The 24,487-nt window shown below is 70.9% G+C and carries 24 protein-coding genes and 1 tRNA gene; 19 read left to right on the forward strand and 6 right to left on the reverse strand.

The annotated features are described in order from the left end of the window. Nucleotides 1–2: 2 nt before the first annotated feature. Genes AB0M59_RS12455 through AB0M59_RS12470 form a run of 4 tightly spaced genes read right to left on the reverse strand, consistent with a single transcriptional unit; the run spans nt 3 to nt 5,566 of the window. Entirely contained in the window at nt 3–1,808 is a 1,806-nt protein-coding gene (locus AB0M59_RS12455; protein ID WP_364613007.1) for a glycosyltransferase, read from the reverse strand. Between the two features lie 2 nt (nt 1,809–1,810). Further along, on the reverse strand, nt 1,811–2,356 hold the full coding sequence (locus AB0M59_RS12460) for a hypothetical protein (RefSeq protein ID WP_364613010.1): 546 nt from the start codon (nt 2,354–2,356) through the stop codon (nt 1,811–1,813). Next, the gene (locus AB0M59_RS12465) at nt 2,353–4,293 is read right to left on the reverse strand and encodes a glycosyltransferase family 4 protein (protein ID WP_364613013.1); all 1,941 of its coding nucleotides are present in this window, start codon (nt 4,291–4,293) and stop codon (nt 2,353–2,355) included. Before AB0M59_RS12465 ends, AB0M59_RS12460 begins: the two co-directional genes overlap by 4 nt. Nucleotides 4,294–4,324: 31 nt before the next feature. Continuing rightward, on the reverse strand, nt 4,325–5,566 hold the full coding sequence (locus tag AB0M59_RS12470) for a hypothetical protein (protein ID WP_364613016.1): 1,242 nt from the start codon (nt 5,564–5,566) through the stop codon (nt 4,325–4,327). 252 nt (nt 5,567–5,818) lie between these two features. Between AB0M59_RS12470 and AB0M59_RS12475 the strand changes: the two genes are divergently transcribed. Then, nucleotides 5,819–6,424, forward strand: a complete 606-nt coding sequence (locus AB0M59_RS12475; protein WP_364613554.1) for a hypothetical protein — start codon at nt 5,819–5,821, stop codon at nt 6,422–6,424. A gap of 67 nt (nt 6,425–6,491) precedes the next feature. After that, nucleotides 6,492–8,045 (forward strand): protein kinase, encoded by a 1,554-nt coding sequence (locus AB0M59_RS12480; protein ID WP_364613019.1) that lies wholly within the window; start codon nt 6,492–6,494, stop codon nt 8,043–8,045. Here the strand turns inward: AB0M59_RS12480 and AB0M59_RS12485 are convergent. After that, the gene (locus AB0M59_RS12485) at nt 8,030–8,716 is read right to left on the reverse strand and encodes an alpha/beta hydrolase (protein WP_364613022.1); all 687 of its coding nucleotides are present in this window, start codon (nt 8,714–8,716) and stop codon (nt 8,030–8,032) included. The two genes, AB0M59_RS12480 and AB0M59_RS12485, sit on opposite strands and share 16 nt — an antisense overlap. Nucleotides 8,717–8,850: 134 nt before the next feature. On the opposite strand from AB0M59_RS12485, the gene AB0M59_RS12490 reads away from it, so the two are divergent. The 3 genes from AB0M59_RS12490 (at nt 8,851) to AB0M59_RS12500 (ending at nt 10,187) form a co-directional block, all read left to right on the forward strand. Then, nucleotides 8,851–9,390: a DUF2716 domain-containing protein gene (locus tag AB0M59_RS12490; RefSeq protein WP_364613025.1), complete on the forward strand. Its 540-nt coding sequence runs from the start codon at nt 8,851–8,853 to the stop codon at nt 9,388–9,390. 33 nt (nt 9,391–9,423) lie between these two features. Next, on the forward strand, nt 9,424–9,825 hold the full coding sequence (locus tag AB0M59_RS12495) for an immunity 7 family protein (RefSeq protein ID WP_286000636.1): 402 nt from the start codon (nt 9,424–9,426) through the stop codon (nt 9,823–9,825). A gap of 68 nt (nt 9,826–9,893) precedes the next feature. After that, a complete protein-coding gene (locus AB0M59_RS12500) occupies nt 9,894–10,187 on the forward strand; it encodes a YiaA/YiaB family inner membrane protein (protein ID WP_364613029.1) in 294 nt (97 codons plus the stop codon). Between the two features lie 217 nt (nt 10,188–10,404). Here the strand turns inward: AB0M59_RS12500 and AB0M59_RS12505 are convergent. Then, nucleotides 10,405–10,477 (reverse strand) — tRNA-Gly (locus AB0M59_RS12505). Between the two features lie 187 nt (nt 10,478–10,664). On the opposite strand from AB0M59_RS12505, the gene AB0M59_RS12510 reads away from it, so the two are divergent. From AB0M59_RS12510 to AB0M59_RS12575, 14 genes are all read left to right on the forward strand, one after another. Beyond that, nucleotides 10,665–12,212, forward strand: coding sequence for a sigma-70 family RNA polymerase sigma factor (locus AB0M59_RS12510; protein WP_364613032.1), 1,548 nt, complete (start codon nt 10,665–10,667; stop codon nt 12,210–12,212). Between the two features lie 113 nt (nt 12,213–12,325). Further along, a complete protein-coding gene (locus AB0M59_RS12515; protein ID WP_155548404.1) occupies nt 12,326–12,766 on the forward strand; it encodes a DUF983 domain-containing protein in 441 nt (146 codons plus the stop codon). 39 nt (nt 12,767–12,805) lie between these two features. Beyond that, nucleotides 12,806–13,666 carry a DNA-formamidopyrimidine glycosylase family protein gene (locus AB0M59_RS12520; protein ID WP_364613036.1) on the forward strand — a complete coding sequence of 287 codons (861 nt, stop codon included), beginning with the start codon at nt 12,806–12,808 and terminating at the stop codon, nt 13,664–13,666. Between the two features lie 13 nt (nt 13,667–13,679). Next, nucleotides 13,680–13,850, forward strand: a complete 171-nt coding sequence (locus AB0M59_RS12525; RefSeq protein WP_364613039.1) for a hypothetical protein — start codon at nt 13,680–13,682, stop codon at nt 13,848–13,850. A gap of 108 nt (nt 13,851–13,958) precedes the next feature. Next, nucleotides 13,959–15,284 (forward strand): histidine kinase, encoded by a 1,326-nt coding sequence (locus AB0M59_RS12530; protein WP_364613042.1) that lies wholly within the window; start codon nt 13,959–13,961, stop codon nt 15,282–15,284. Nucleotides 15,285–15,303: 19 nt separating this feature from the next. Further along, the gene (locus AB0M59_RS12535) at nt 15,304–16,146 is read left to right on the forward strand and encodes a S49 family peptidase (protein WP_364613045.1); all 843 of its coding nucleotides are present in this window, start codon (nt 15,304–15,306) and stop codon (nt 16,144–16,146) included. A gap of 43 nt (nt 16,147–16,189) precedes the next feature. Next, a complete protein-coding gene (locus tag AB0M59_RS12540) occupies nt 16,190–16,651 on the forward strand; it encodes a DUF6247 family protein (RefSeq protein ID WP_364613048.1) in 462 nt (153 codons plus the stop codon). 514 nt (nt 16,652–17,165) lie between these two features. Then, entirely contained in the window at nt 17,166–18,563 is a 1,398-nt protein-coding gene (locus AB0M59_RS12545) for a glycoside hydrolase family 16 protein (protein WP_364613051.1), read from the forward strand. Nucleotides 18,564–18,654: 91 nt separating this feature from the next. Beyond that, complete coding sequence (locus AB0M59_RS12550; protein WP_284743317.1) at nt 18,655–19,491, forward strand: LytTR family DNA-binding domain-containing protein; 837 nt, start codon at nt 18,655–18,657, stop codon at nt 19,489–19,491. 14 nt (nt 19,492–19,505) lie between these two features. After that, the gene (locus AB0M59_RS12555) at nt 19,506–20,039 is read left to right on the forward strand and encodes a hypothetical protein (protein WP_364613054.1); all 534 of its coding nucleotides are present in this window, start codon (nt 19,506–19,508) and stop codon (nt 20,037–20,039) included. Nucleotides 20,040–20,069: 30 nt separating this feature from the next. Next, on the forward strand, nt 20,070–21,860 hold the full coding sequence (locus AB0M59_RS12560) for a cation acetate symporter (protein ID WP_364613057.1): 1,791 nt from the start codon (nt 20,070–20,072) through the stop codon (nt 21,858–21,860). 204 nt (nt 21,861–22,064) lie between these two features. Next, nucleotides 22,065–22,415, forward strand: a complete 351-nt coding sequence (locus AB0M59_RS12565; RefSeq protein ID WP_364613060.1) for a DUF485 domain-containing protein — start codon at nt 22,065–22,067, stop codon at nt 22,413–22,415. Continuing rightward, nucleotides 22,412–24,040, forward strand: coding sequence for a cation acetate symporter (locus AB0M59_RS12570; RefSeq protein WP_364613063.1), 1,629 nt, complete (start codon nt 22,412–22,414; stop codon nt 24,038–24,040). Before AB0M59_RS12565 ends, AB0M59_RS12570 begins: the two co-directional genes overlap by 4 nt. 85 nt (nt 24,041–24,125) lie before the next feature. Continuing rightward, the gene (locus AB0M59_RS12575) at nt 24,126–24,485 is read left to right on the forward strand and encodes a rhodanese-like domain-containing protein (protein ID WP_364463960.1); all 360 of its coding nucleotides are present in this window, start codon (nt 24,126–24,128) and stop codon (nt 24,483–24,485) included. The last annotated feature ends 2 nt before the right edge of the window (nt 24,486–24,487 follow it).

Raw genomic sequence — 24,487 nt, forward strand, 5'->3', positions numbered from 1 at the left:
TCCTACCGTTTCGCGTTGGCGGCGGCCCAGGCGCGCTGGGGATCGAGGTCGAGTGGCCGGGCCGGCGGGTCCGGCACCGTGCGGGACAGCAGGACCTGCTGCACCAGCTCCGTGCGGTCGCCCCGGCCGGCGACCCCGAGCCAGAAGCTGTGGTGCTCCAAGCCTTCCGACCACGGGTCTTCCGGCCAGCCGCCGAGCTTCTCGAGCACGGTCCGCCGGACCAGGTAGCCGCTCCCCAGGTAGGGCAGCCGGGCCAGCCGCCGCGCCTCCGGCGGGAGCGCGCCGACCAGGCCCCGCTCGGCGTCCGCGACCGGGCCGTGGGCCACGTCCGCGCCCGCCCGCACCGCGGCGAGCAGCCGTTCGACCAGGTGGGGCGAGCATCGCACACCCGCGTCGAGCACCAGCAGCAGGTCGGCGTCGGACGCGGCGAGGAGCCGGTTGTACGCGTGGCCGGTGCCCCGGGGAACGGGGTGGTGGAGCACGTCGTAGGGCTTCGGCCCGGGCGGCTCCGCGGTGCCGTCCTGGCAGACGAGGACCCGCGCCGGAACCGTCGTCCCGCGAGCGAGGTCGTCGACGAGCGCGGCGACACCCGGGTCCGCGACCCGCCGGACGACGAGCACGTCGAGGTCGTCCGCCCGCGTCGCGGTCCCCGGCGTGAGGGGCAGTGCGGCCGGGGTGAGGACTCCGCCGTCCGTGCGCCGGGCGGTTTCCGCGCGCTCCACGGTGAGCCGGGCCGCGAGCCGCCGGTCCGGGCCGGGTTCGGCGCCGAGAGAGGACTCGCCGAGGAACCGCGGGTCCCAGCTCGGGGTGTCCACGGCCAGTGGCCCCTCGGCCGGCACGACGACCGCGGCCGCTTTGCGGAGCGGACGCTCCGAACGAACCGGCGCCCCGTGCCGCTCCGCGAGGTCCGCGGCCAGCTCCAGCAGGGCCCGGGCCGACGGGCCCATGTCCAGCTCTTCCTTGACGAAGCGGTAGGCCTCGGCGCGGATCGACCGCTCCAGTTCGCCGTCGCGCAGCATCGCCGCCGTGGCCGCGCCCACGACGGTTTCCCGGGCCACCAGCAGGTGCTGCCCGGCGGTGAACGGCGCGAGGTCGCGGCTGGGCTCGGTGACGACGACGCAGCCGTTGCAGGCCGCCTCCAGCACCCGCACCCACTCCAGGGCCCGGGACGCCTCGCGGTGCAGGTTCAGCAGCACCCGGCTGCGGGCCAGGTGTTCGTGCTTCGCCCGGCCCATCAGGAAGTCCGGGCGCGGCTTGACCATCGGCTCGTGCGGCGGCGTCAGCAGCCGGACCTCGAAGTCGTCCAGGTCGCGGGCGGCGCGGGCCAGCAACGCGGAGCGCCGGTGCTCGGCGGTGCCGAGGTAGGTGACGTCGATGTCGCGCGGCGCGTCCGGGTCACCGCCCCACCGGTCCCACAGCGGGGTGTAGCCGAGCTGGAACCGGCGGACGTCGTGGCCGCGCCGCACCAGCTCGCTGCTGGAGTCGGCGTTGATGTCCACCGCGCCGCCGAACTCGGGGAGCAGGGCGGCGCTGGTGTCGAAGGTCCGCGTGCCGGGGTGCTCGACGCAGAACGCGATCGTGCGGCGCAGCTGGTCCGGCCGGGGCCGCTGCCGCTCGGGCAGCACCACCAGGTACTCGTGCGGGACGACGACGAACACCGTGTCGTCGTCCCCTTCGGGCAGCGGACCGACGTGCGTCTCGGCCCGGCCGCCCGCCGTGCGCACGGCGTCGGCGACGACTTCGAAGAGCTCTTCCATGAAGGCGCTGCCGCCCGGCGCGGACGCCAGCACCAGTCGGGGATCGGCCACCGTCAGCGGGTCTTCCGGCGGACCGTGCGCAGCGGCGCGGTGACCCGCCAGCTGATCGTCTGCCGGTGCGCTTCGAGCTCCTGGGCGAGCTCGGCGATCCGGCTGCGCAGCTGTGCCGCGTCCCGGTCGTCCGTCGGCGCGATCTCGGGCAGGTCGGCGCCGTGGAGCGTGAGCTCGGCCTGCAGCAGGTCCATCCGCAGCTGGTCGCGCTCCAGCCGGGTGCGGTCCAGTTCCTGGCGGGCGAGATCGCGGTCGCGGCGCAGGGCGTCCAGCTCGACGCGGGCCTCGGAGGCCTCGTCGACCTGCCGCCGCAGGTCGTCGTTCGCGCGGGCGTCCTCGACCAGCCGTTCCTGCACGCGCAGGGCCTCGCGCAGGTCGGCGTCGGCGCCGCGGAGCCGGCCGAGCAGCCGTTCGCGCTCGGCCATCAGCACCGAGCGCTCGGCGCGCAGCTGCAGCAGCTCGGCCCGTACGGACGCCGGCACGGCGTACTCGACCGGTGCGTCTTCGGCTTCGCGGTCGACCGCGCCTGTGCCATCTTCGGAGCTCATGCGTCCCGTTCCTCGGTACCGGTGCCTCGGGCGAGGCTCTTCAAGATGGTGGAGAACTCCTGCCCGTAGTGCGCGGAGTCCAGGAAAGCGCCGACGCCGGCCCGGGCCCGCTCGGCGATCCGCTCGCGGGCCTCCGGCGGCGTGTCCAGCGCCCGCAGCAGGCCGACGGTCAGCGCGTTGAGGTCGTTGGGCAGGAACAACCAGCCGCTTTCGCCGTCGCTGACGATCTCGCGGGTGCCGAAGACGTCGGCGGCCACCACGGGCAGGCCGAACGCCATCGCCTCGAGGATCGAGCGGGGCAGCGACTCGATGTCGGAGCTGTTGACGAACAGGTCCGCCGCGCGCAGCCACTGCCGCGGGTCGCGGCAGATCGGCACTAGGCTGACCGAACCGCTCAGCCCGGCCGCCTCGACGTAGTCCTGCAGCGCGTCGCAGTACGGCGACTCGTGGGTCCCGACGATCACCAGGTGGGCGTCCGGGTGCGTCACCCGGACCTGCTCGAAGGCCAGTAGCAGCGGTGCCTGGCCCTTGCGCGGCTCGCTGACGCCGATGTTGAGCAGCACGGTCGCCGTCTCCGGCAGCCCGAGTTCGCGCCGGGCCTCTTCCTTGGTGGCGTACTGCGCCTGCTGGACCGGGACGAGGTCGATGCCGTACCGGACGGTGACGCACCGCCGCGGCCGCGATCGGGGCAGGAACATCTCGCGCGTGGCGTCGGCGACGAACAGGAGCGTGTCGGCGTCCGCCAGGCAGTGCTCCCAGCGCTCGCGCACCAGCGGGTCGAGCCCGTCCATGCCCCAGTTCAGGTAGGCGAAGTCCTCCAGGCTGAAGCTTTCGTGGATGACCCACGCCACCGGCAGGCCCGCGCGCTTCGCCGCCTCGACCCCGGCGAACATGCCGAGGGTGTTCACCAGCACGACCCCGGCGCCGGACGCGGTGGCCAGCATGGCCAGCTCACTGACGTAGGCGGCGTACTGCGTCGCGTCCTGGACGCGGTGATGGCCGGTGACGTGCACGGTGACGCCGAGGTCCTCCAGCTCCGCGCGCAGCGGCCCGTCTTCGGGGGAGACGAGCGTGACCTTGTGCTCGTGCGTGCCCACCAGGTGGCGCAGCAGCTCGCTGAGCCAGAACTGGCCGCCGCCGACGCGCAGGCTGTGCGTGACGACCAGGACGTGGTTGGCGTCCACGGCGGCCTTCACGCGGCCGAGCAGCTCTTCGCTGAACGCCGACGCGCGGGCCGCGGCCTCGGCGTCGCGCCGGTCCGCCGCCCGGCGGCGCAGCGTCGCGTACCGGACCGGCGAGGTCCACTCGCGCCCGTCCCGGGTCCAGGCCCGCACCCGCAGGCTCACCTTCCGCCGGTCGCCGGGGGCCAGCGGCAGGGGCACGCGGGCCTCGTACCCGCTCAGCCCGGCCTGCCGGACCTGGCCCGGCAGGTTCCGGGTGACGTCCGGCCGCGGCAGCATCAGCCGGGCGCGCTGCGGAGCGGCGCCGTCGACCTCCACCTCGATCCGGCTGGGCAGCCTGCCGTCGAGCAGCAGCCACCCCGAGACGACGACCAGGTCGCCGGCGAGCTCGGCGTCCGCCGCCGGAAAGTCGATCTCCCCCAGCTGCGTGGGCATCCGGTAGCTGCTCTCCGGCCAGACCGCCGCCCGGCTGAGCTCGGTGCCGTCGGGCGCGGTGACCGTCGCCTCGACGCCGGCCGGCTGGTCCACGTCGACCTCGGCCCGCCAGACCCAGGTCGGCCAGTCCACGGGCACGCCGGGCACGGCCGTCGTGCCGGGCTCCCAGTGCACCCGGGCGATCTGCCCGCCGAGCCGGACGGTGCTGCCGTCCGGCCCGCTCGGCGAGACCAGCCAGCCGCCGACCGCGACCCGGCCGGCGGTGATCGAGGCACTGCCGGTGTCCACACCGGCGAGCCACGGCAGCTCCCGCACGATCATCCGATTCCTTCGTCCATGCGCTGGCGCGCGCTCACTGCCGGGGATGTTTCGCGAGCTGCTCACTCAGCGTCTTCACCACGGCCGGGGCCAGAATAGGGCTTTGCCCGCCGATGAGGTTGCGTTCCGCGATTTCGACGACGACGACGTCGCTGTCGGCGAGTTTCGCCGCGGCCGCCGCCGTGTCCTGCGAGACGTAGTCGGAGTGCATGATCGTCATGTCCGTGAACGCGGCCGCGAAGTACATGTTGGCGAAGCCGGTGAACGAGTCCCCGATCATCGCGACCTTGTCGGGGACGGTGCCGGGGACCGCCGGGCCGTGCAGCTCGATGGGCACGGTGTTCGGCTGGCCGAAGAAGGTGCGCGTGCGGTCGGCGCCGCCGTCCGGGGCCAGGCTCTCCAGCTCGGCGGGCTCGCTGCCGGTGCGGCCGATCAGCGGCGGCAGATCCGTCTGCTTGTCGAACTTCTCCTTCGGCGCGGTCCGCCAGGTGCCGGTGACGCCGGGACGCAGGTCCTCGGCCAAGGCCCGGACCATCGTGAGTCCGCCGTGGAACTGCCAGTGGGTGTCCTGCTTGAAGTAGATCGGGGACCCCTGGCGCTGCGACTCGGCGAGCAGCGGCCCGCGCAGGTCCAGGTAGCCGACGTCGTCGTTGAGGCGCTGCCACATCGTCCGGGCCGCGACCGGGGCGCAGTCCTTGCCGGGGTACTGGTCCGGCAGGTACTGCGGGAAGATGTCCGACTTGTCCGGCGGCACGATGAGCACCAGCCGCCGTCCCGACGCCTCGACCGCCCGGCGGAACCCGAGCAGCTCGTCCACCACGGTGGCCGGCGGGATGATCGGGTTGCACTTGGCGTACAGGTCGTTGCCGAGGAACAGCCAGCCGTCGCGGCCTTCGACGACCGGCGGGTAGTTGCTGTTGGTCTGCCCCTGCGACTGGCCGGTTTCCGGGCGGGCGGGCGGCGGCTGGCTCGGCACCGGGCCGACCCCCGGTGCGGGGGGTTTCGCGCCCAGCGCCGGAGGCTCGCCGAACACGGACCGGCTGATCCCGTCTTCGGCCTGGATGGCGGCCTGGCGGCCGGGCAGCCAGTCGGTCGCCCAGGCGCTGAGCCCGCCGAAGAAGCCCCAGCCGTCGGACAGGCTCGGGAAGTCGTGGAGCTTGCGGTTTTCGAACTCGGCGGGCGGGCCGAACAGGCCGAGCGAAACCACGGGCGTCAGGAAGAAGATGACCGCGCAGACCAGGGCGATCCGCTGGCGGCCGTGGCGCGGGCGGTACATCGAGTGGTCCCTCGGCAACCAAGCCTCGTGGACCGAGAGGGGCTGGATCCGCTTCTCCGGCTCCCCGCCCCTCAAGTGCACCGACACTCGTTCACCATAGCCGACGGCCGGTTCGCCGGATCCTCACGCCCGAGTTCGCGGCTGTCACCTCGTCGGACGCCGAAAACTGTCGTACATATGTTCTAAAATGGGCGTTGTCCAGGGGAGATGCCGCCCGCACCCGCGGGTGGCGTGATGGAGGAAGGCAGGGCCATGGCCTACATCACCCTGCCCACGTTCGTGGGCTACAGCGCGAGTACCGGTCCGTCGCGGTCGTCGTTCGTCCGGCGGCAGCGCCGGTTGTACGAAGACCCGGCGCGAGCGGCGTTCAACTACTACCGGAGGGCGGCGAACGCCGTGCGGTCCGGGCGGGCGGCCGGGCAGGACGCGACGGCGTTGCGCGCCCTCGTCAACGCCGCCGACGACCGGACGAAACCGCACTACGCCGCGATAGCCGAAGGCTGGCTGCGGTACCTCGGCCGGAAGTCGCCGCGGCTGGTCGAGGTCGGGCGCGGCCGCTGCCGGATCGGGGACCTCGAGATCGGCGTGAGCCCGCACCTCGGGCTTCGCAAGAGCGACGGCCGCCGGTACGCGACCTGGCTCTACTTCAAGGAGGAACCGCTGACGAAGGACTCGGCGCAGCTGGCGCTGTGGGTGCTGGAGCAGGCGATGCCGGACGTCCTGCCGGGCGGCCACGCGCTGGTCGTCGACGTCCGCCGGAGCAAGGAGTTCCAGCTCTCCGCCCGCGACCGTGAACGGCTGCGGCCCTGGGCCCGCGCCGAGGCTTCGGCGTTCCTCACGCTCTGGGACGCCGCCTGAGCCGGGGAGGCGCCGGGGTCGTCCGGCGCCTCCCTTAGCATCGCCCCCGAGCGTCAGGGGGGCGACGATGAGACTGGTCGCGGGACGGTACGCGATCTCGGCGGAGCTGGGCCGGGGCGGCATGGGCGTCGTCTGGCGCGCCGAGGACAAGGTGCTCGGGCGGCCCGTCGCGCTGAAGGAACTGGCCACCCCGCCGGGCGCGTCGCCGGCGCACCTCGAGCGGGTCATGCGCGAGGCGCGCACCGCGGGGCGGCTCAACGACCCCGGTGTGGTCACGGTCTACGACGTCGTCAGCGAGCACGGCGCGACCTTCATCGTCATGGAACTGGTGATCGCGCCGACGCTCGCCGACGTCGTCGGGCGCGAAGGACCGCTGGCGAACGACCGCGTCGCCGCGCTCGGCCTGCAGGTGCTGAGCGCGCTGGAGAGCGCGCACGCGGCCGGCGTCGTACACCGGGACGTCAAGCCCAGCAACATCATGGTGCTGCCCGGCGACCGCGTGAAGCTCGCCGACTTCGGCATCGCGCGGGCGATGGACGACCCTTCGCTGACACAGACCGGCGGCGTCATGGGCTCGCCCGGCTACATGGCGCCCGAGCTGTTCGCCGGGGCCGGGCCGTCGCCCGCGTCGGACCTCTGGTCGCTGGGCGCGACGCTCTTCCACGCCGCCGAAGGCCGGGCGCCCTTCCAGCGCACCACCACGGCCGCGACCCTGCACGCGATCATGTACGACCAGCCGGTGCTGGAGCGCTGCCGCGGGCCGCTCGCCGACGCCGTCCGCGGATTGCTCACGCAGTCCGCTTCGGACCGGCTGGGCGCGGCCGGGCTGCGGGGGTTGCTTTCCGCCGCGCGCAGCGCGATCGCCGACTCGCCGACGCAGGCGGTCGACCCGGCGTCGTTGCCGACGATCGTCTTCGAGCCGGTGACGGCGAAGGCGGCCGCGCCGTCACCGACCACAGTGGACTGGAAGCCGCCGCGGAAGAAGCGGCTGCCGCTGGTTTTGACCGGGGTGACGGTCGCGGTGATCGCGGCTCTCGGCGCGATCTTCCTCCTCAAGCCCGACAGCACCACGCCGGTCGCCGCGGGTGCTCCGGGTCCGGCTTCGACGTCGTCGGCCGCGCCGTCGACGACCAAGAAACCCAGCACCAAGAAGCCCACGACGTCGCCGAGCGCGTCCGTGTTGCCCGGCGCGAGTTCCGCCACGCCACCGCCGTCGTCGACCGCCGGCGACAAGCCGCACCCGGCCGAGGTGCCGCTGATCCGCTACCACCACCCTGAAGGCGGGCACTTCAGCGGCACGAAGAAAGTCGGCCCGCCGGCCGGTTTCACCAAGGAGGGCGTGTTCGGTGCGCTCGTCGCGACGGCCGAACCCGGCACGCGGAAGTTGTTCGCCTGCAAGGTGAAGGACCAGAAGGACTGGTTCACCTCGACCGACCAGAGCGGCAAGTGCGAAGGCCAGCAGTCACTCGGCCTGCTCGGGCACCTCTACGCCAACCCGCCCTCCTGGGCGGGCGCGCGGGCGCTCTACCGCTGCAACGCGGGCGCGAGCCACTTCGACTCGCTCGACGCCGGCTGCGAGGGGAAGACCAAGGAGTTCCTGATGGGCTACGTCATCGTCTGAAGCACTTCGGCCACCAGGTCCGGCCGCGTGACGAACGGGTGATGCGGCACGGGCAGCTCGACGACCTCGGTCGCGCGCTGGGCCTGGTCTCGTTGCGTCTCGGGCAGCGTCGCCCGATCCTCGGCGCAGACGATGTAGGTGGACGGGATCTCGCGCCACGCGGCGGTCGTCGTCCGCTGGCCGAACACCGCCTCGTTCTGGACCGTGAGCCGGGCCGCGGCGCCGGCGTACGTGGCGTCGTCGAAGTCCTGGGCGAAGAGCGGCCGCACGAATTCCTCCCGGACGCTCGCGGTGCCGTCGCCGTGGCTGACGTGCACCGGGGGCGGGTGTTCGAGTGGCTCGGCGGCGCCGAAGTCCGCGAGCGCCTCGCCGGCGTCCGGCAGGAACGACGTCACGTAGACGAGCCGGCGGACCGCGGGATGGTTCCCGGCTTCTGTGATCACCATCCCTCCGTACGAGTGTCCGACGAGCAGAACAGGCTCGTCGGAGGCGTCGAGCAGCGCGCGGACGGCCGCGGCGTCGTCGTGGAGATCGCCGCGCGGCTCGGCCTCGCAGCTCGGCAGCACCGCCGCTGAGCTGCGCAGACCGTGCCGGGCGAGGACGTCCGCCGTCGGCTGCCACCACCAGGCGCCGTCCCTGACGAACGCACCGTGGACGAAGAGGACTCGCATGGTGACAATCTGGCAGAACCCACCCGGTCGAGTGACACAGTTCGCGGCGAGCGAATGAGGACTGGACAAACCGGAGGCCGAACACGAAGCTTTCGCGTGTTCTTTCGTGCCCGGCCGAGTCAGAGGTCGTAACAGTGAATGCTGCCTGGGAAGCCGTCTCCCGCGTCGCCGACGAACCCGCCTGGTACTGGGTGTACGACAAGCTGGGATTTTGGCCGAGCACCTACGCCCACGCCTGGCCGGGCTTCCGCGAGCCGTCGCCCTCGCGGACCTGGGACCTTTCGCCCGGCGACCTGGACCGCGCCTCGGCCGAGTTCCGCCTAGGCCCGTACGCCGTCGAGGAGCACCAGGTCTCGGCGATCGCGCTGGCCGCGTTCCGCGAGGCCTGCGGCCCCGACGACTGGATGTGGGCGCTGCACTGGCAGCACCAGTCCTACCGCCTCCGCCCGCACCTGATGACCCCGGGCGCGCGCTGGCCGGTGCAGGTGTTCCCGCGCGCGGACTACCACCTGTTCCTGTCCGCGGACTTCTCGTTCGGCACGCTCGGCCACCCCTGGGAGCGCACGCTCTGCGTGTTCGGCGAGAAGCTGGTGCCGGCGTTCGAGCGGCACGGCGAAGGGGTGCTGACGAACGTCCTGCGCAGTGACGGGAAGCCGTCCGCGCTGGCCCGCTGAGCTCGCGGTTGATCTCTTGCTACCGTTCTGCGGGTGTTCGAATATCACGGCTGGGTGACCATCCAGGCGACCGCGAGCGGCGACGACGACGCGGCGCTCCTGGAGCGCCTGGTCGACCGCGTACACCGCGCTATCCGCGACGCGGGTGACTTCGACCTGGTCGACCTCCGCTGGAGCGCGGGCATGCCGATGCTCCACTTCGCGGGTTTCGACAAGCACGGCGGCCGCCTGGCCCCGGAGCTCCTGGAGCTGTTCACCAGAGCGGGCGAGCTGGCCCCGGGTTCGTACGGCCTCCTGCACATCTGGGACGACCAGGACCCCGAGCACGACAACGAGTTCCGCGTGTACCGCATGGCACGCGGCCAGGTGACGGAACGCGAAGACCCCCACCTGACCCCGGTGGCCCCGACGGTCCTGGACGTCTACGAGCTGTAGCCACATCGCAACCGCGGCTGAGTAGTACTGCTCAAGACACCCGCGGGACCCGGCGAGACCGTGGTCACATGACCAAATCCGGAACTTCGTCCCCCACCACGACGGCCTTCTACATCCAGGCGGCGATCTCGTTCGGCCTGGCGATGGCGGCGGTCATCGGCGGGATCGCGTACCTGCCGGTCGACGGCTGGATCCGCGGTTTCCTCGCCCTCGGCGCGCTCTACCTGGTCACCTCCACCTTCACGCTCGCCAAGTGCGTGCGCGACAGACAGGAGGAGACCTCGGTGGTCTCCCGCGTCGACCAGGCCCGGCTCGACAAGCTCCTCGCCGAGCACGATCCCTTCCAGACCCCCGTGGTGTAGCGAAACGGCCGTCGGCGTCCAGCACGCGCATCACCCGAAGAGGTGGCATCGCGGGAACGCGGCCGGAACGCCAGATGAAAACAGTTGCCGAATCCGGACGGACCCGGCCGGGAAGTAACGGGGACCTCCGGCCGACGGTCACCCGCGAGCCGGGACCGGGAGCCCAACGACAAAGAACCGCTGCCCGGGTGGCCCGAGCAGCGGTTCTTCGATCTTGAGCGGATGACGGGATTCGAACCCGCGACCCTCACCTTGGCAAGGTGATGCGCTACCAGCTGCGCTACATCCGCACTGCCTTGCTGATGGGAGAACTCTATACCCTGCCGACACTGCTCCGATGAGCGGGTCCCCCGGTGCCCTGACCCGGTGCTTCGGTGTCACAGCTGGCGTACAAGGGGTGACGACGGCTGATTCCCTCCGTATGGTGTCCCCATTCGACCGAATGGGGAGACCTTCGGGGAGGAGGTGCCGGGCCGGATGACCGAGCTGGGCACGGCGCCGCCACCAGCGGCCTCGGAATCCGACGAGCAGGCACTGCTGCAACGACTTCGAAACGGCGAAGACGCCGCGTTCGGGGAGCTGTTCGAGTTGCACGCCGCCGCCGTCCGGAGACTCGCGCAGAGCCTGGCTTCCGACCGGTCCGAGGCCGAGGACATCACCGCGGAGACGTTCTTCCGCGTGCTCCAGGCCCTCCGCCGGGGCGCCGGCCCCAGGGACTACGTCCGCGCCTACCTCCTGACCGTCGCCCGCCGCGTCTCCTGGGAGTGGCACGGCGCCCGCCGCGACGTCCCCGTTTCCGACGACGAGCTGACCTTCCGCGCCGGCGCGGGTGCCGACACGCACGCCCGCACGGCCGAGCACACCCTGATCACGACCGCGTTCACCAGCCTGCCCGAGCGCTGGCGGACCGTCCTGTGGCAGACCGAGGTCGAGGGCGAGCAGCCCGCCATGGTCGCCCCCCACTTCGGGCTGAGCGCGAACGCCACCGCGGCGCTGGCCCGGCGTGCCCGTCAGGGCCTGCGCGCGGCGTACCTGCAGGCACACCTTTCGGTGAATCGCGGGCCGGACTCGTGCCGCGCGGTCGTCGAGAAGCTCGGCGGGTTCACCGCGGGCAGCGTCACCGGCGCCGAAGCCGAGCGGATCAAGGCGCACCTGCACGGCTGCCCGTCGTGCCGCGCCACCCAGGACGAACTTCGCGACGTCTGCTCGTCGCTGCGCGCGCACGCCGGCGTGCTGGTGCTGCTGGTGCCGGCGGCGGGTGCCGCCGCGAGCGGCAGCGGCGCGCTGGCCGGGCTCGGCGCGACGATCAAGGGCGTGCTGGTCGGGTCGAAGGTCAAGGTCGGGCTCGCGCTGGCGTCGACCGCGGCCGTGGGCGCCGTCGGTGTCGCGGCCGGTCCCGTCCTGTTCGGGACGACGCCGGTGCAGGACGTCGGGCTGACCGGCGGCGCGCCCGAGCTCGTGGTGGTGCCGCCGACCGAGTCACACCACCAGCCGCCCCCGCAGCCGCAGCAGAACCCCCGGATCGGTTTCGGCGTGCTCAACGGCCGCGGAACGGGGGTCACCGTCCCGGTGCGGCAACGCACCGGCGGCCGCCAGCTGGGGGCGAACGAGGTGCCGGGCCTGCCGGCGGGCGACGTCCCGGCCGGGGACGCCGGTACGGGGACGGACCAGGGCACGAACGGCGACGCCCCGCGCGACGACCTGTCGTCCTCCACCTTCGGCGTGCCCGACCACTCGACGACGTCGCCGCGGCTGGACTCCTCGAGCCCGGAGATGACGAAGTCCAGCGACGAGACGGTGCCGGAGAGCGCCGACGCACCCGAGCTGTCGCCGTCCGGCCGTCCGGAGAGCACCACGACGACGGCGCCGGGCAAGCCGGAGCCGACCGGCACCGAACCGTCGTCCACCGAGCCCTCGACGACGGTGACGCCGACGTCCGGGAAGCCGTGGCCGAGCAGCGCCTCCAGCGTCACTGGTTCGGGCGAATCGGCGGATTCGGCGTCGACCGGCTCATCGGCTCCCTGAACTGCGGTGATCAACTTCGCCGGGTGGGATGTCCGATTCCTCCCTCGCGCGGGCGAGCCCGGGCACGGTACCGTTGTGCTGCTCACCCTGCGGGCGCCCCGGGAGGCAACTGAATGAACCGGCTGGTACGCGGCGAAGACGGCCGCGACTGGGTGGTCCGTGCCCAGATGGAATGGCGCGCACCGGCGACGGCCGACGACTTCGAGCACGACGTCGCCGGCAGCTACGGCCCCGGCATCGCGATGATCGTCGTGACGGCGCTGCTGGCCGTGATCCTCGTGGTGTGGACGCCGAACGAGGTCAACATCCCCGCGTGGGTGTTGCTGGCGCTGCTGCTCATCGTGCTGTTCTTCCCGCTGCGGTGGATCCTGCGCCGGCCGTGGACGGTGGTCGCGGAGACCGAGGGCGACATGACCGGCGACCGGCCGTCCGAGCGCTGGGTCGGCACCATCCGCGGCATGTTCACCGTGCAGGGTGAGGTCAAGAAGATCTCCAAGACGATCCAGCGCCACTCGCTGCCGGACTTCGACGGGCCGCTGCACCCGGTCGAGTAGCCGGTACCGGATTTCGGCCGAAGGGGTGAAACTGGGGGCATGCCCGAACTGCCCGAGGTCGAAGCCCTGGCGCACCACCTGCGCGAGAACGCCGTTGGCCGGACGATCTTCCGCATCGATGTCGCATCGCTGAGCGTCCTGAAGACGGCGACCCCGCCGTGGACCGACCTGCACGGCCGCGAGATCACCGGCGCGACCCGGCACGGCAAGCACCTCGACGTCGTCGCGGGTGACCTGCACCTGGTCGTCCACCTGGCGCGCGCCGGCTGGCTGCGCTGGTCCGACGGGCTGGCCGCGGCGCCGCTCAAGCCGGGAAAGGGCCCGATCTCGCTGCGCGTGCACCTCGAGTCCGCCACCGGGCCCGGCTTCGACCTCACCGAAGCGGGCACGAAGAAGGGCCTCGCGGCGTGGGTCGTGAAGGACCCGCAGGAGATCGCGAGCGTGGCGCGTCTCGGGCCGGACGCCCTCTCCCTGGACGCCGTCCAGCTGCGCGAGCTGTTCGCCGGGAGGAACACCCGGCTGAAGTGGGCGCTGACCGACCAGTCGCTGATCGCCGGCATCGGCAACGCCTATTCCGACGAGATCATGCACCGCGCGAAGCTCTCCCCATACGCGACGATCGGCAAGCTCGACGAGGGCGCCCTGGAGACCCTGGCGGAGGCGATCGTCGAGATCGAGTCCGACGCGGTCGGGCGCTCGGTGGGCCAGAAGGCGGCGCGCCTGAAGGGCGAGAAGCGCTCGGGCCTGCGGGTCCACGCGCGCACCGGCCTCCCGTGCCCGGTCTGCGGCGACACGATCCGCGAGATCTCGTTCGCCGACAAGTCGTTCCAGTACTGCCCGACCTGCCAGACGGGCGGCAAGCCACTGGCCGACCGCCGGATGTCGCGGCTACTCAAGTAGCCAGGTGACACCTGTGGTCAGCACGTCACGCACCGGGATTCCCCCGTTCGGCCGCACGTGCTGTGCCGCCGGTGGTCCGGACCTCGGCGACGCCGCGATCGCCGACAGCGAAACCGGCCTCTTCCTGGGACTTTCGCCGGATCCGGTGGAACAGGACGCCGCTCCCGCGTGTTGCGGACTGTGACTGGTCGGCTGGTCAACCGACTCTTAGTAGGGTCACTCCAACCCTCGGTCATCACAGTTGGACAGAAAGTGGGATCAGGCCTTGCACCCGGTTGGTCGAGCGCAGAGCATGGACGCCGTGTCCGGGTTTCCGCTTGCGCAGGTCGTCCCCTGGGGTGTCGCGGCCCTGCTCGGCATCGTGGTGATCGTGCTGCTCGTGAAGCAGCGCAAACCGGCCAGCGTGGTGGAGGACGCCATGCTGCAGGCGGTGCACCGGATGTCGAAGGCCGCGCCGAACCTCCGTTCGGGCCTGGACGAGGACGCCGCTGACAAGATCACCACCCAGCTGCTGCAGATGCTCGACTGCGTCGCCGTCGGCATCACCGACAGCGAGGGCACGCTGCTGTCCTGGGACGGCGAGGCGAACGAGCACTACGTAGACCTCGTCGACGCGATCGGCGCGGCGATCCGCAAGCACCGTCGTGAGGTCGTCGCGCACGACCGGATGCCGTGCAACCACCGGGGCACCTGCCGGATGAAGACCGCCGTCATCGTGCCGCTGCTGGTCGAGGGCGAGACCGAGGCGGCGCTGATCGTCGTCGGCCGCACCCGCGGGCGGCTGGTGCAGATGGCCGACGCCGTCGCCCAGTTCGTCTGCACGCAGTTCGAGCTGTCCCGGCTCGACGAGTCGAAGCAGCAGCTCCAGCAGGCCGAGATCAAGGCGCTGCGCGCGCAGATCTCGCCGCACTTCGTCTACAACGCGCTCAACACGATTTCCGCGCTGATCCGCACGGACCCCGAAGAGGCACGAGAGCTGCTTCAGGACTTCGCCGACTTCACGCGCTACTCGTTCCGCTCGTCGGGCATGTTCACCTCGCTCGCCGAGGAGCTGCGCAACATCGACCGCTACCTGACGATCGAGAACGCCCGCTTCGGCGGCCGGCTCGAGGTGCGGATGAAGATCGCGCCCGAGGTGCTCAGCGTCGTCGTGCCGTTCCTGATCATCCAGCCGCTCGTCGAAAACGCGGTCAAGCACGGCTTGGCCAGCAAGCCCAGCGGCGGCTGCGTCACGGTGATCGCGCAGGACCACGGCACCGAGGCGCTGATCAGCGTCGAGGACGACGGCATCGGCATGGACCCGCGGCGGCTCAAGGACGTCAAGAACGCGCACAGCACCGGCGCGCACGTCGGGCTCGGCAACATCAGCCAGCGCATGCAGCAGGTCTTCGGCAACGACTACGCGGTGATGGTCGAGACCGCGCCCGGCGCGGGCATGAAGGTGACGCTGCGGGTGCCGAAGTTCGTCCCCGGCGTCCGCCCGAACATGCCGGACTACAGCTCCGAAAACGACACCGCGCAAGCTGACGTCCCGTCGCAGGGCGGCCCGGCCCAGCTCAACGGCTCCGAGGTGAACGGTGTCAACGGCACGCGCTCCGGCATCCTCCCCATGGGCTGAATCCCGCTAGCCTGGCCTTATGAGCGTTACGGACAAACTGGCTTCGCGGATCCCGGTGCTCGCCGACCGCGTGGAGCGCAAGGACGTCGTGGCCGTGGTGAAGCTGCACGGCGTGATCACGCCGTCGCCGTCCCCGCTGGCCAGGGGCGCGATCAACCTCGCCGCCATCGAGACGGCGCTGACGAGGGCGTTCGGCCACGACCGGCTGAAGGCGGTCGCGCTGCTGATCAACTCGCCGGGCGGCGCGCCGACGCAGTCCGGGCTGGTCGCGGAGCGGATCCGGCAGCTGGCCGACGAGAAGGGCGTGCCGGTGCTGGCGTTCTGCGAGGACGTCGCGGCCTCCGGCGGGTACTGGCTGGCCTGCGCGGCCGACGAGATCTACGCGCACCGCACGTCGATGGTCGGCTCGATCGGCGTGATCAGCGGCGGCTTCGGCTTCACCGGCCTGCTGGAGCGCTTCGGCATCGAGCGGCGCCTGCACACGGCGGGCGCGAACAAGTCGCGCCTCGACCCGTTCTCGCCGGAGAAGCCCGAAGACGTCGAGTGGCTGAAGAAGATGCACACCCAGCTCCACGAGCTGTTCGTGAGCTGGGTGAAGGAGCGCCGCGGCGACCGGCTGACGGAGACGGAAGACCTGTTCACCGGCGACGTCTGGCTCGGCGCGAAGGCGCTGGAGCGGGGCCTGATCGACGGTCTGGGCAGCCTCCGCCAGATCATCACCGAGCGCTACCCGGACGCCGACATCTCGGTGGCCGAGCCGAAGAAGCCGCTGCTGGCCCGCCTCGGCATCGGCGCCCCGGCCGCGGCGTCGGTGCTGGACGCGGTGACGCAGAAGGCGGCGTGGTCCCGCTTCGGCCTCTGACGAACGACTTGCCAAGACTTCTGAAAAAGTTCAGAATAGTTGCATGGCTACCACCGAGGTGCAGTGGAGCGAGTTGCAGCGCGATCCCAAGAGTGTCGCTGCTCTCGCCGACGAGGGCGACGTCCGAGTCCGTCGCCGCGACGGTGCTGCCCTGCTGCTGACCAGGGAGGACAGGGCGCACTCGGCTTCGGAAGGCTCTGTCGCGGCCGCGCGTGCGCTGCGCAACGTGCTGGCTCACCTGCCGCAGGACGTGGCGGCGGCGGCGCTCCTCGACGAGTTTCCGTGGGTGGATGTCCTGCCCGAGGCGGAGCGCGCGCAGTTCGTCCGGGACTTCGCGCGCGCCTTTCAGGCTTCCGCGGAGCTGGGGCAGTGGTCGGTTCTCGCCCAGACGATCACCGAATGGCGCAGCACCGCGGCCATTCACGCCGACCCGGCACTCGCCGGCAAGCTCACCGGTCCGATCGACGAAGACTTCGGTCCCGTGCCGGGTCCCACGGACATCTGAACAGTGCCCGCGAAACGCGGCGACCGAGTCGCCCCGCCCGCGCGACCTGGTGGCTGGGAGGCACGCTTCGCGACCTCCGAGGCAGCGAAAGGCTGGGAAGCACTTTGTCAGGCGGCGAGGTCGAACACGTGGGAGGCGTGGATCGTCCTGACTGAGCGCCCCACGTCTCCGGAAAATCCAGCGCGCCAGCACAAGTTGAAGGGTGCCTTCGCCACGCGTGAAGTCGGTGGGCGGACGCTCGATCAGTGGCAGTACGAAGTGACTGCGGGCGGGCGGGTCTGGTACTGCCCCGATCCGAGCAGGCGGGTTGTCTGGGTGGTCCTTGCGAGTACAGGGCATCCGAAAGGCACCGAGTGAAACCGCTGTCCGGTTTGAGTACTTCCGGGCAGAATTTGTGACCTGGATCACTCTTCCCGCGTAACGCCTCTGGAGTTGACGTGGGGCGTCGGGTTTCCTCGTGAACGGGCTTTGTTGCGATCGGCAACAAATCCGGACGACGAGGAGGTCGTACCCGATGCCCCACTCCCGAAGATTCGCCCTAGGTGCCGTGCTCGGCGCCGCGGTCATCGCCATCCCGCTGACCATGCCCGCCGCCGCCTCCATCCCACCGCCCGACTCGGGCTGGACCACGGTCTTCGCCGACGACTTCACCGGCGGCTCCGGCACCCTGCCCGCGAGCTCGAACTGGATCATCGACACCGGCCACGCCTACCCCGGCGGCCCCGGCAACTGGGGTACCGGCGAGATCCAGAACTACACGTCGAGCACGTCCAACCTCTCCCAGGACGGCGCCGGCAACCTCCGCATCACGCCGTTGCGCGACGGCTCCGGCAACTGGACGTCGGCGCGGATCGAAACCCAGCGCACCGACTTCAAGCCCCCGGCCGGCGGCGTCATGCGCATCGAAAGCCGGATCCAGATGCCGAACGTCACCGGCGCGGCCGCGCTCGGCTACTGGCCGGCGTTCTGGGCCCTCGGCGGCCCCTACCGCGGCAACTGGTGGAACTGGCCGGCCGTCGGCGAGTTCGACATCATGGAGAACGTCAACGGGATCAACTCCGTCTGGGGCGTCCTGCACTGCGGCGTCAACCCGGGCGGCCCGTGCAACGAGACCACCGGCATCGTCGCCAACCGCGCTTGCCCCGGTAGCAGCTGCCAGTCGGCCTTCCACACCTACCGCTTCGAATGGGACGCGAGCGTCAGCCCGCAGGTGTTCCGCTGGTTCGTCGACGGGCAGCAGTTCCACTCGGTCAGCCAGAACCAGGTCGACGCGACCACGTGGGCGAACATGACCACCCACCAGGGCTACTTCGTGCTGCTGAACGTGGCGATCGGCGGCGCGTTCCCCAACAACAACTCCGGCACGACCACGCCGGGGGCGGGGATCGTGCCGGGCCGTCCGATGGTCGTCGACTACGTGACGGTCAGCACACGCGGCTCGGGCGGCGGCGGGACCACGACGCCGCCGACCACCACCACGACCCCACCCGGAAACGGCGGCGGCAGCGCGTACAGCACCATCCAGGCCGAGTCGTACACCCAGCAGAACGGCCTGGCCAAGCAGACGACCAGCGACACCGGCGGTGGCCAGAACATCGGCCCGGCCGGCACCGGCGACTGGGCGCTCTACTCGAACGTCGACTTCGGGAGCAGTGCGGCGACGAACTTCCAGGCGCGCGTGGCGTCGGGTGCCGCGGGCGGGGTCAGCGGGCTGGTCGAGGTCCGGCTGGACAGCCTGTCCAACGCCCCGATCGGCAGCTTCGCCGTCGGCAACACGGGCGGCTGGCAGAGCTGGCGGACCGTCCCGGCGAACATCAGCGGGGTGACCGGGGTGCACAACGTGTACGTGACCTTCACGAGCGGTCAGCCCGCCGACTTCGTGAACCTCAACTGGTTCACGTTCGTGCATTGAGACGAGGGACCCCGCTGGTGGCGGCGTCACCAGCGGGGTCCCGCCACTTCAGGCAGACGGGGGCTGGACATTGCACTCGGCAATGGGCAGGATGCGTTTCACTGTGAGTGCTCACGATGACACCCGGAAGCTCGTGGTCCTGGCTGTGGACGACGAGCCTCGAGGTCTGGACGAACTAGTCCACTGCCTGCGCAACAGCCCCCACGTCGCGAAGGTGTTCCCGGCGATCGACGCGTCGGAGGCGCTGCGGCTGCTGTCGACCGACGACCCGAGGCTACGCGATCGCAAGGAGCGTGGCCTGCCGATCGTCGACGCCGTCTTCGCCGACATCGACATGCCCGGATTGTCCGGGATGGAGATGTCGCGCGTGTTCGCCGCGCTCCGGCCCTCGCCCGCGCTCGTGTTCGTCACGGGCCACGCCGAAGAGGCGGTCAACGCCTTCGACCTCGGCGCCCTGGACTACGTGCTGAAGCCGTACCAGCAGGATCGCCTGGACCGCGCGATCTCGCGCGTGATCGAGAAGCTGGCTTCGGCCGCGGCGCCGGCGCCCGGCGCCCTCGGCGGCGAGCCGGGCGTGAAGAACGACGACGAGGTCATCCCGGTCGAGCTGGCGGGCACCACCAAGCTCATCCCGCGCTCCTCGGTCCGCTGGGTCGAAGCGCAGGGTGACTACGCGCGGCTGTTCACCACCGAAGGCAGCCACCTGGTCCGCATCCCGCTGGCCCAGCTCGAAGAACGCTGGGAAAAAGCCGGCTTCGTCCGGATCCACCGGTCGTTCCTGGTCGCGCTGCCGCTCATCACCGAGCTGCGCATGGGCCAGGGCGGCTACCAGGTCGTGATCGGCAACGAGGAGAAGGTGCTGCCGGTCAGCCGGCGGCACACCCGTGCGCTGAAGGACCGGCTGGTCGGTTCGGGCCGGAACGGCTGAACCGGGACCGGGCCATGACCGACGACTTCTACGAGCGCCGCGCGAACGGCGTGCGAGAGCCCGATCCGACGCTCGGCCGGCGCATCCGCCAGCAACGGCCCCTGCCGCAGCCGACGGACCAGGCCGTCGTCGAGCCGCTCCCGCCGGCGCCGGAGGACGAGCCGGCGCCGAAGCCGGAGCACCACGCGAGGCCCAAGCGCGAACGGGTGATCCTCAACGACCAGCGTCGCGGCAGCGGTAGCCTGCGCGCCCGCGTCGAGCTGGAAGAGCAGACCAGCTGGGGAAAACTGCTCGTGAAGGACCACTTGGTCAAGGTCCAGCTGCGGACGGCGTTGCTGCTGTCCGGCCTCGTCGTCGTCGTGTTCGGTTCGCTGCCGGTGCTGTTCTACCTCCTTCCCGGGTTCTCCCGGTTGAGCGTGGTCGGCATCCCGGTGGCCTGGCTGATCCTCGGCGTCCTGCCGTTCCCGTTCCTGTTCGGCATCGGCATCTGGTACAACCGGCTGGCCGAACGCAACGAACGCGCGTTCGTGGACATGATCGAAAACTAGTTTCCGCACGACTCGTGCGAGGATTCCCCCGTGCAGCTGAACCCGTGGGCCTTGACCGGCATCGTGCTGGTCGCCGTGGTGACGTTCTTCCTCGGTCACCGCTCTTCGCGTTCGGCCACGAGCACGCACGACTTCCTGGTCGCCCGGCGGACCGTGCGGTCCCGCCGCAACGCCGCCGCGATCTCCGGTGAGTACCTGTCCGCGGCGTCGTTCCTCGGCATCGCAGGGATCGTGCTCAAGGACGGCGCCGACGCGCTGTGGTTCCCGATCGGCTTCACCGCGGGCTACCTCGCCCTGATGCTCTTCGTCGCGGCGCCGCTGCGGCGCTCCGGCGCGTACACGCTGCCCGACTTCGTCGAAATGCGGCTCGGCTCGAAGGGCCTTCGCCGGTTCTCGACGGCGTTCGTCGTGTTCATCGGGATCCTTTACATGGTCCCGCAGCTGCAGGGCGCCGGCCTGACGCTGGCGACGATCCTGCCGGTGCCGGTCTGGGCCGGCGCGGTCGCGGTGATGGTCGTGGTGGCGTTCAACGTGATCGCCGGCGGCATGCGCGCGATCACGGTCGTCCAGGCCTTCCAGTACTGGCTCAAGCTGTTCGCGATCTCGGTGCCCGCCTTCGTGCTGTGCATGGTCTTCTTCGCCGGCGGCGGCCCGGACGGCTTCCGCCCGCTCGGCGCAGCCGCCCCGCCGGTGTTCACCGGCGACACCACAGTGGACGTCCAGACCGACGTCACCCTGCACGTCCGGAGCGACACCTACCTCTGGGCGTACGGCCGCACCGACAACGGCCCGGCCGCCGGGCCGACGCACTGGACCCCGCTGGCGCCGCACACGGTTTCCGAAGGCACCACGCTGAAGTTCCTGGCCGGCACGCCGGTGCCGGTGGTCAGCGACTCGGTCGCGGACAACTCGAACTGGCTGCACCCCGCGTCGGGCAGCCTCACCGACCTGCTCCAGACGTACTCGCTGATGTTCGCGACGTTCCTGGGCACGATGGGCCTGCCGCACGTGCTGGTCCGCTTCTACACCAACCCCGACGGCAAGGCCGCGCGCCGCACCACCGTGCACGTCCTGCTGCTGCTCGGCCTCTTCTACCTCTTCCCGACGCTGCTGGGCGCGCTGTCCCGGATGTACGTCCCGGAGCTGCTGGTCACCGGCAAGACGGACGCGGCGATCCTGCGGTTGCCCTCGGCGATGCTGCCGGGCGTCGGCGGCCAGATCCTCGGTGCGGTCACCGCGGCCGGCGCGTTCGCCGCGTTCCTGTCCAGCACGTCCGGGCTGCTGGTCAGCGTCGCCGGGGTGGTCTCGACCGACCTGCTGCCCGGCCGGGTCCGCGACTTCCGCGTCGCGACCGGGCTGGTCGCGCTGTTCCCGATCGGGCTGGCGGTCGCGCTGCGGCCGGAGGACATCTCGCTGTCGATCGGGCTGACGTTCGCGCTCGCGGCGTCGACGTTCAGTCCCTTGCTGGTGCTGGGCATCTGGTGGCGCAAGCTGTCCTGGCCGGGTGCGCTGGCCGGGATGTTCGTCGGCGGCGGTCTCGTGCTGGCCGCGCTGATCGTCAACGTCGTGAGCGGCTACACCGGCGGCTGGGCGCCGTGGTTCGTCAACCAGCCGGCGCTGATCACCGTGCCGGTCGCCTTCGTGACGACGTACTTCGTCAGCCGCGCGACGGGGTACGGGCGGCCCGACCACGTGCACGACATCATGCTGCGGCTGCACGCGCCCGATCCGCTCGGCTTCATGCGCGACAGGGCGGTCGCGCGGTTCGGCCAGGCCGAAGAGAAGACGCGGATCGCGGGCCGGGGCCGGCACCGCAAGTGACGCACTGACAGCCGGTCAGGATTTCTTTACCCGATCGAGTGAAGGCCGGTTCGCTAACCGGACATCGTGCGCGAATCTCTCGGTGGATTTCTACTCAAGGTCAAGCGCCCGATTGGGGGCTTACCAACTACGCCGTTCACTCTTTACGGTCCGTTGGCTTCAAACAGTACGGCCAGTACGAGAACGGGAAGGTGGAGATCCGCTGTGAGCAGCACCGAACACGACGTCGGTGGCGCGGAGCCGCAGACCGACTGGGAGAGCATCCAGGGGAGTCCCGAATTCACGGACCTGCGCCGCCGATTGCGGGTGTTCGTGTTCCCGATGACCGCGCTGTTCCTGCTTTGGTACCTGCTGTACGTGCTCCTCGCCGACTACGCGCACGGTTTCATGAGCACCAAGCTGGTCGGCAACATCAACGTCGGCCTGGTCTTCGGCCTCCTGCAGTTCGTTTCGACGTTCGTCATCACGGGCCTGTACGTGCGCTACGCCAACCGGAAGCTCGACCCGGTCGCCGACGGGATCCGTGCCGACATCGAAGGGGAGTCGCGCAAATGAACGTCGCCGCGGGCGTCGAGGGCAGCAACTCCACCCTCAACATCATCATCTTCCTGGTCTTCGTCGCGATCACGCTGGTGATCGTGTTCCGGGCCAGCCGGAACACGAAGACGGCGTCGGACTACTACGCCGCCGGCCGGGCGTTCACCGGTCCGCAGAACGGCATCGCGATTTCCGGCGACTACCTTTCGGCGGCGTCGTTCCTCGGCATCGCGGGCGCGATCGCCGTCAACGGCTACGACGGTTTCCTCTATTCGGTCGGCTTCTTGGTCGCCTGGCTCGTCGCGCTGCTGCTGGTCGCGGAACTGCTCCGCAACACCGGCAAGTTCACGATGGGCGACGTCCTCGCGTTCCGCATGAAGCAGACGCCGGTGCGCGCGGCGGCGGCGGTTTCGACGCTGATCGTGTCGTTCTTCTACCTGCTCGCGCAGATGGCGGGCGCCGGTGGTCTGGTCAACCTGCTGCTCGGCATCTCGGGCGAGGCGGGCCAGGACATCGTGATCGCCGTCGTCGGCGTGATCATGATCCTGTACGTGCTGATCGGCGGCATGAAGGGCACCACCTGGGTGCAGATCATCAAGGCGGCGCTGCTGATCGTCGGCGCGTTCGCGATGACGCTCTGGGTGCTCGGCAAGTACGGCTTCAACCTGTCCGACCTGTTCCAGGCCGCCGTCGACAAGGGCGGCAAGGGCGGCGCGGCGCTGCTCGACCCGGGCAAGCAGTACGGCAAGACGGGCACGACGAAGCTCGACTTCCTGTCGCTCGGCATCGCGCTGGTGCTCGGCACGGCGGGGCTGCCGCACGTCCTGATGCGCTTCTACACGGTGCCGACGGCCCGCGACGCGCGGCGCTCGGTGGTCTGGGCCATCGTGCTGATCGGCGTGTTCTACCTGTTCACGCTGGTCCTCGGCTACGGCGCGGGCGCGATCGTCGGGCCGGACAAGATCTCCAAGGCCCCGGGGACGACGAACGCGGCGGCGCCGCTGCTGGCGCTCGAGCTGGGCGGCCCGGTGCTGCTCGGGTTCATCTCCGCGGTCGCCTTCGCGACGATCCTCGCGGTGGTCGCCGGCCTGACGATCACGGCGTCCGCGTCCTTCGCGCACGACGTCTACGCGAGCGTGATCAAGAAGGGCCAGGTCTCCACCGGCGGCGAGGTCCGCGTCGCCCGGATCACGGCGCTGGTCATCGGTGCGCTGGCCATCGCGGGCGGCATCCTGGCGAAGAGCCAGAACGTCGCGTTCCTGGTGGCCCTGGCGTTCGCGGTGGCGGCGTCGGCGAACCTGCCGACGATCCTGTATTCGCTGTTCTGGAAGCGGTTCAACACGCAGGGCGCGCTGTGGTCGATCTACGGCGGCCTGCTCGTCACCATCGTGCTGATCGTCTTCTCGCCGGCGGTCTCGGGCAAGCCGGTGGACGCGAAGACGGGCAAGAGCGCGTCGATGATCCAGGGGGTCGACTTCCACTGGTTCCCGCTCGACAACCCGGGCCTGGTCTCGATCCCGGCGGCGTTCCTGCTCGGCTGGCTCGGCACGGTCCTGTCGAAGGAGCGCAACCCGAAGAAGTACGCCGAAATGGAGGTGCGCGCGCTGACCGGCGCGGGCGCCGAGAAGGCCGTCAAGCACTAGCTTTTCCCGGAGGGCCCTCTCGCGTTCGCGGGAGGGCCCTCCTTCTTGTCCACCTCACGCGCGGGCAACGCCCCCGCATGGCAGCATGGAGATCGTGGTGAGCCCTGCTGAACTGCCGACCGCCGAGGTCCGCGACCTGCCCAAGGACGGCCTCGTCCTGCTCGACGTCCGCGAAGACGACGAATGGGCCGCCGGGCACGCGCCCGGCGCGGTGCACATCCCGATGGGGGAGCTGCCCGCCCGCGTCGGCGAGCTGGCCGACCTGCCCGACGACCAGCCGATCCACGTGATCTGCCGCAGCGGCGGCCGGTCCGCGCGGGCGACCGCGTGGCTCAACCAGAGCGGCTGGGACGCGGTGAACGTCGCCGGCGGCATGGGTGCGTGGCAGCGCGAAGGCCGGCCGATGGTCGGCGAGCACCCCGGCATCGATCCCGAAGTGATCTAGCC

The sequence above is a fragment of the Amycolatopsis sp. NPDC051371 genome, assembly GCF_040682155.1.
Taxonomy (GTDB): Bacteria; Actinomycetota; Actinomycetes; order Mycobacteriales; family Pseudonocardiaceae; genus Amycolatopsis.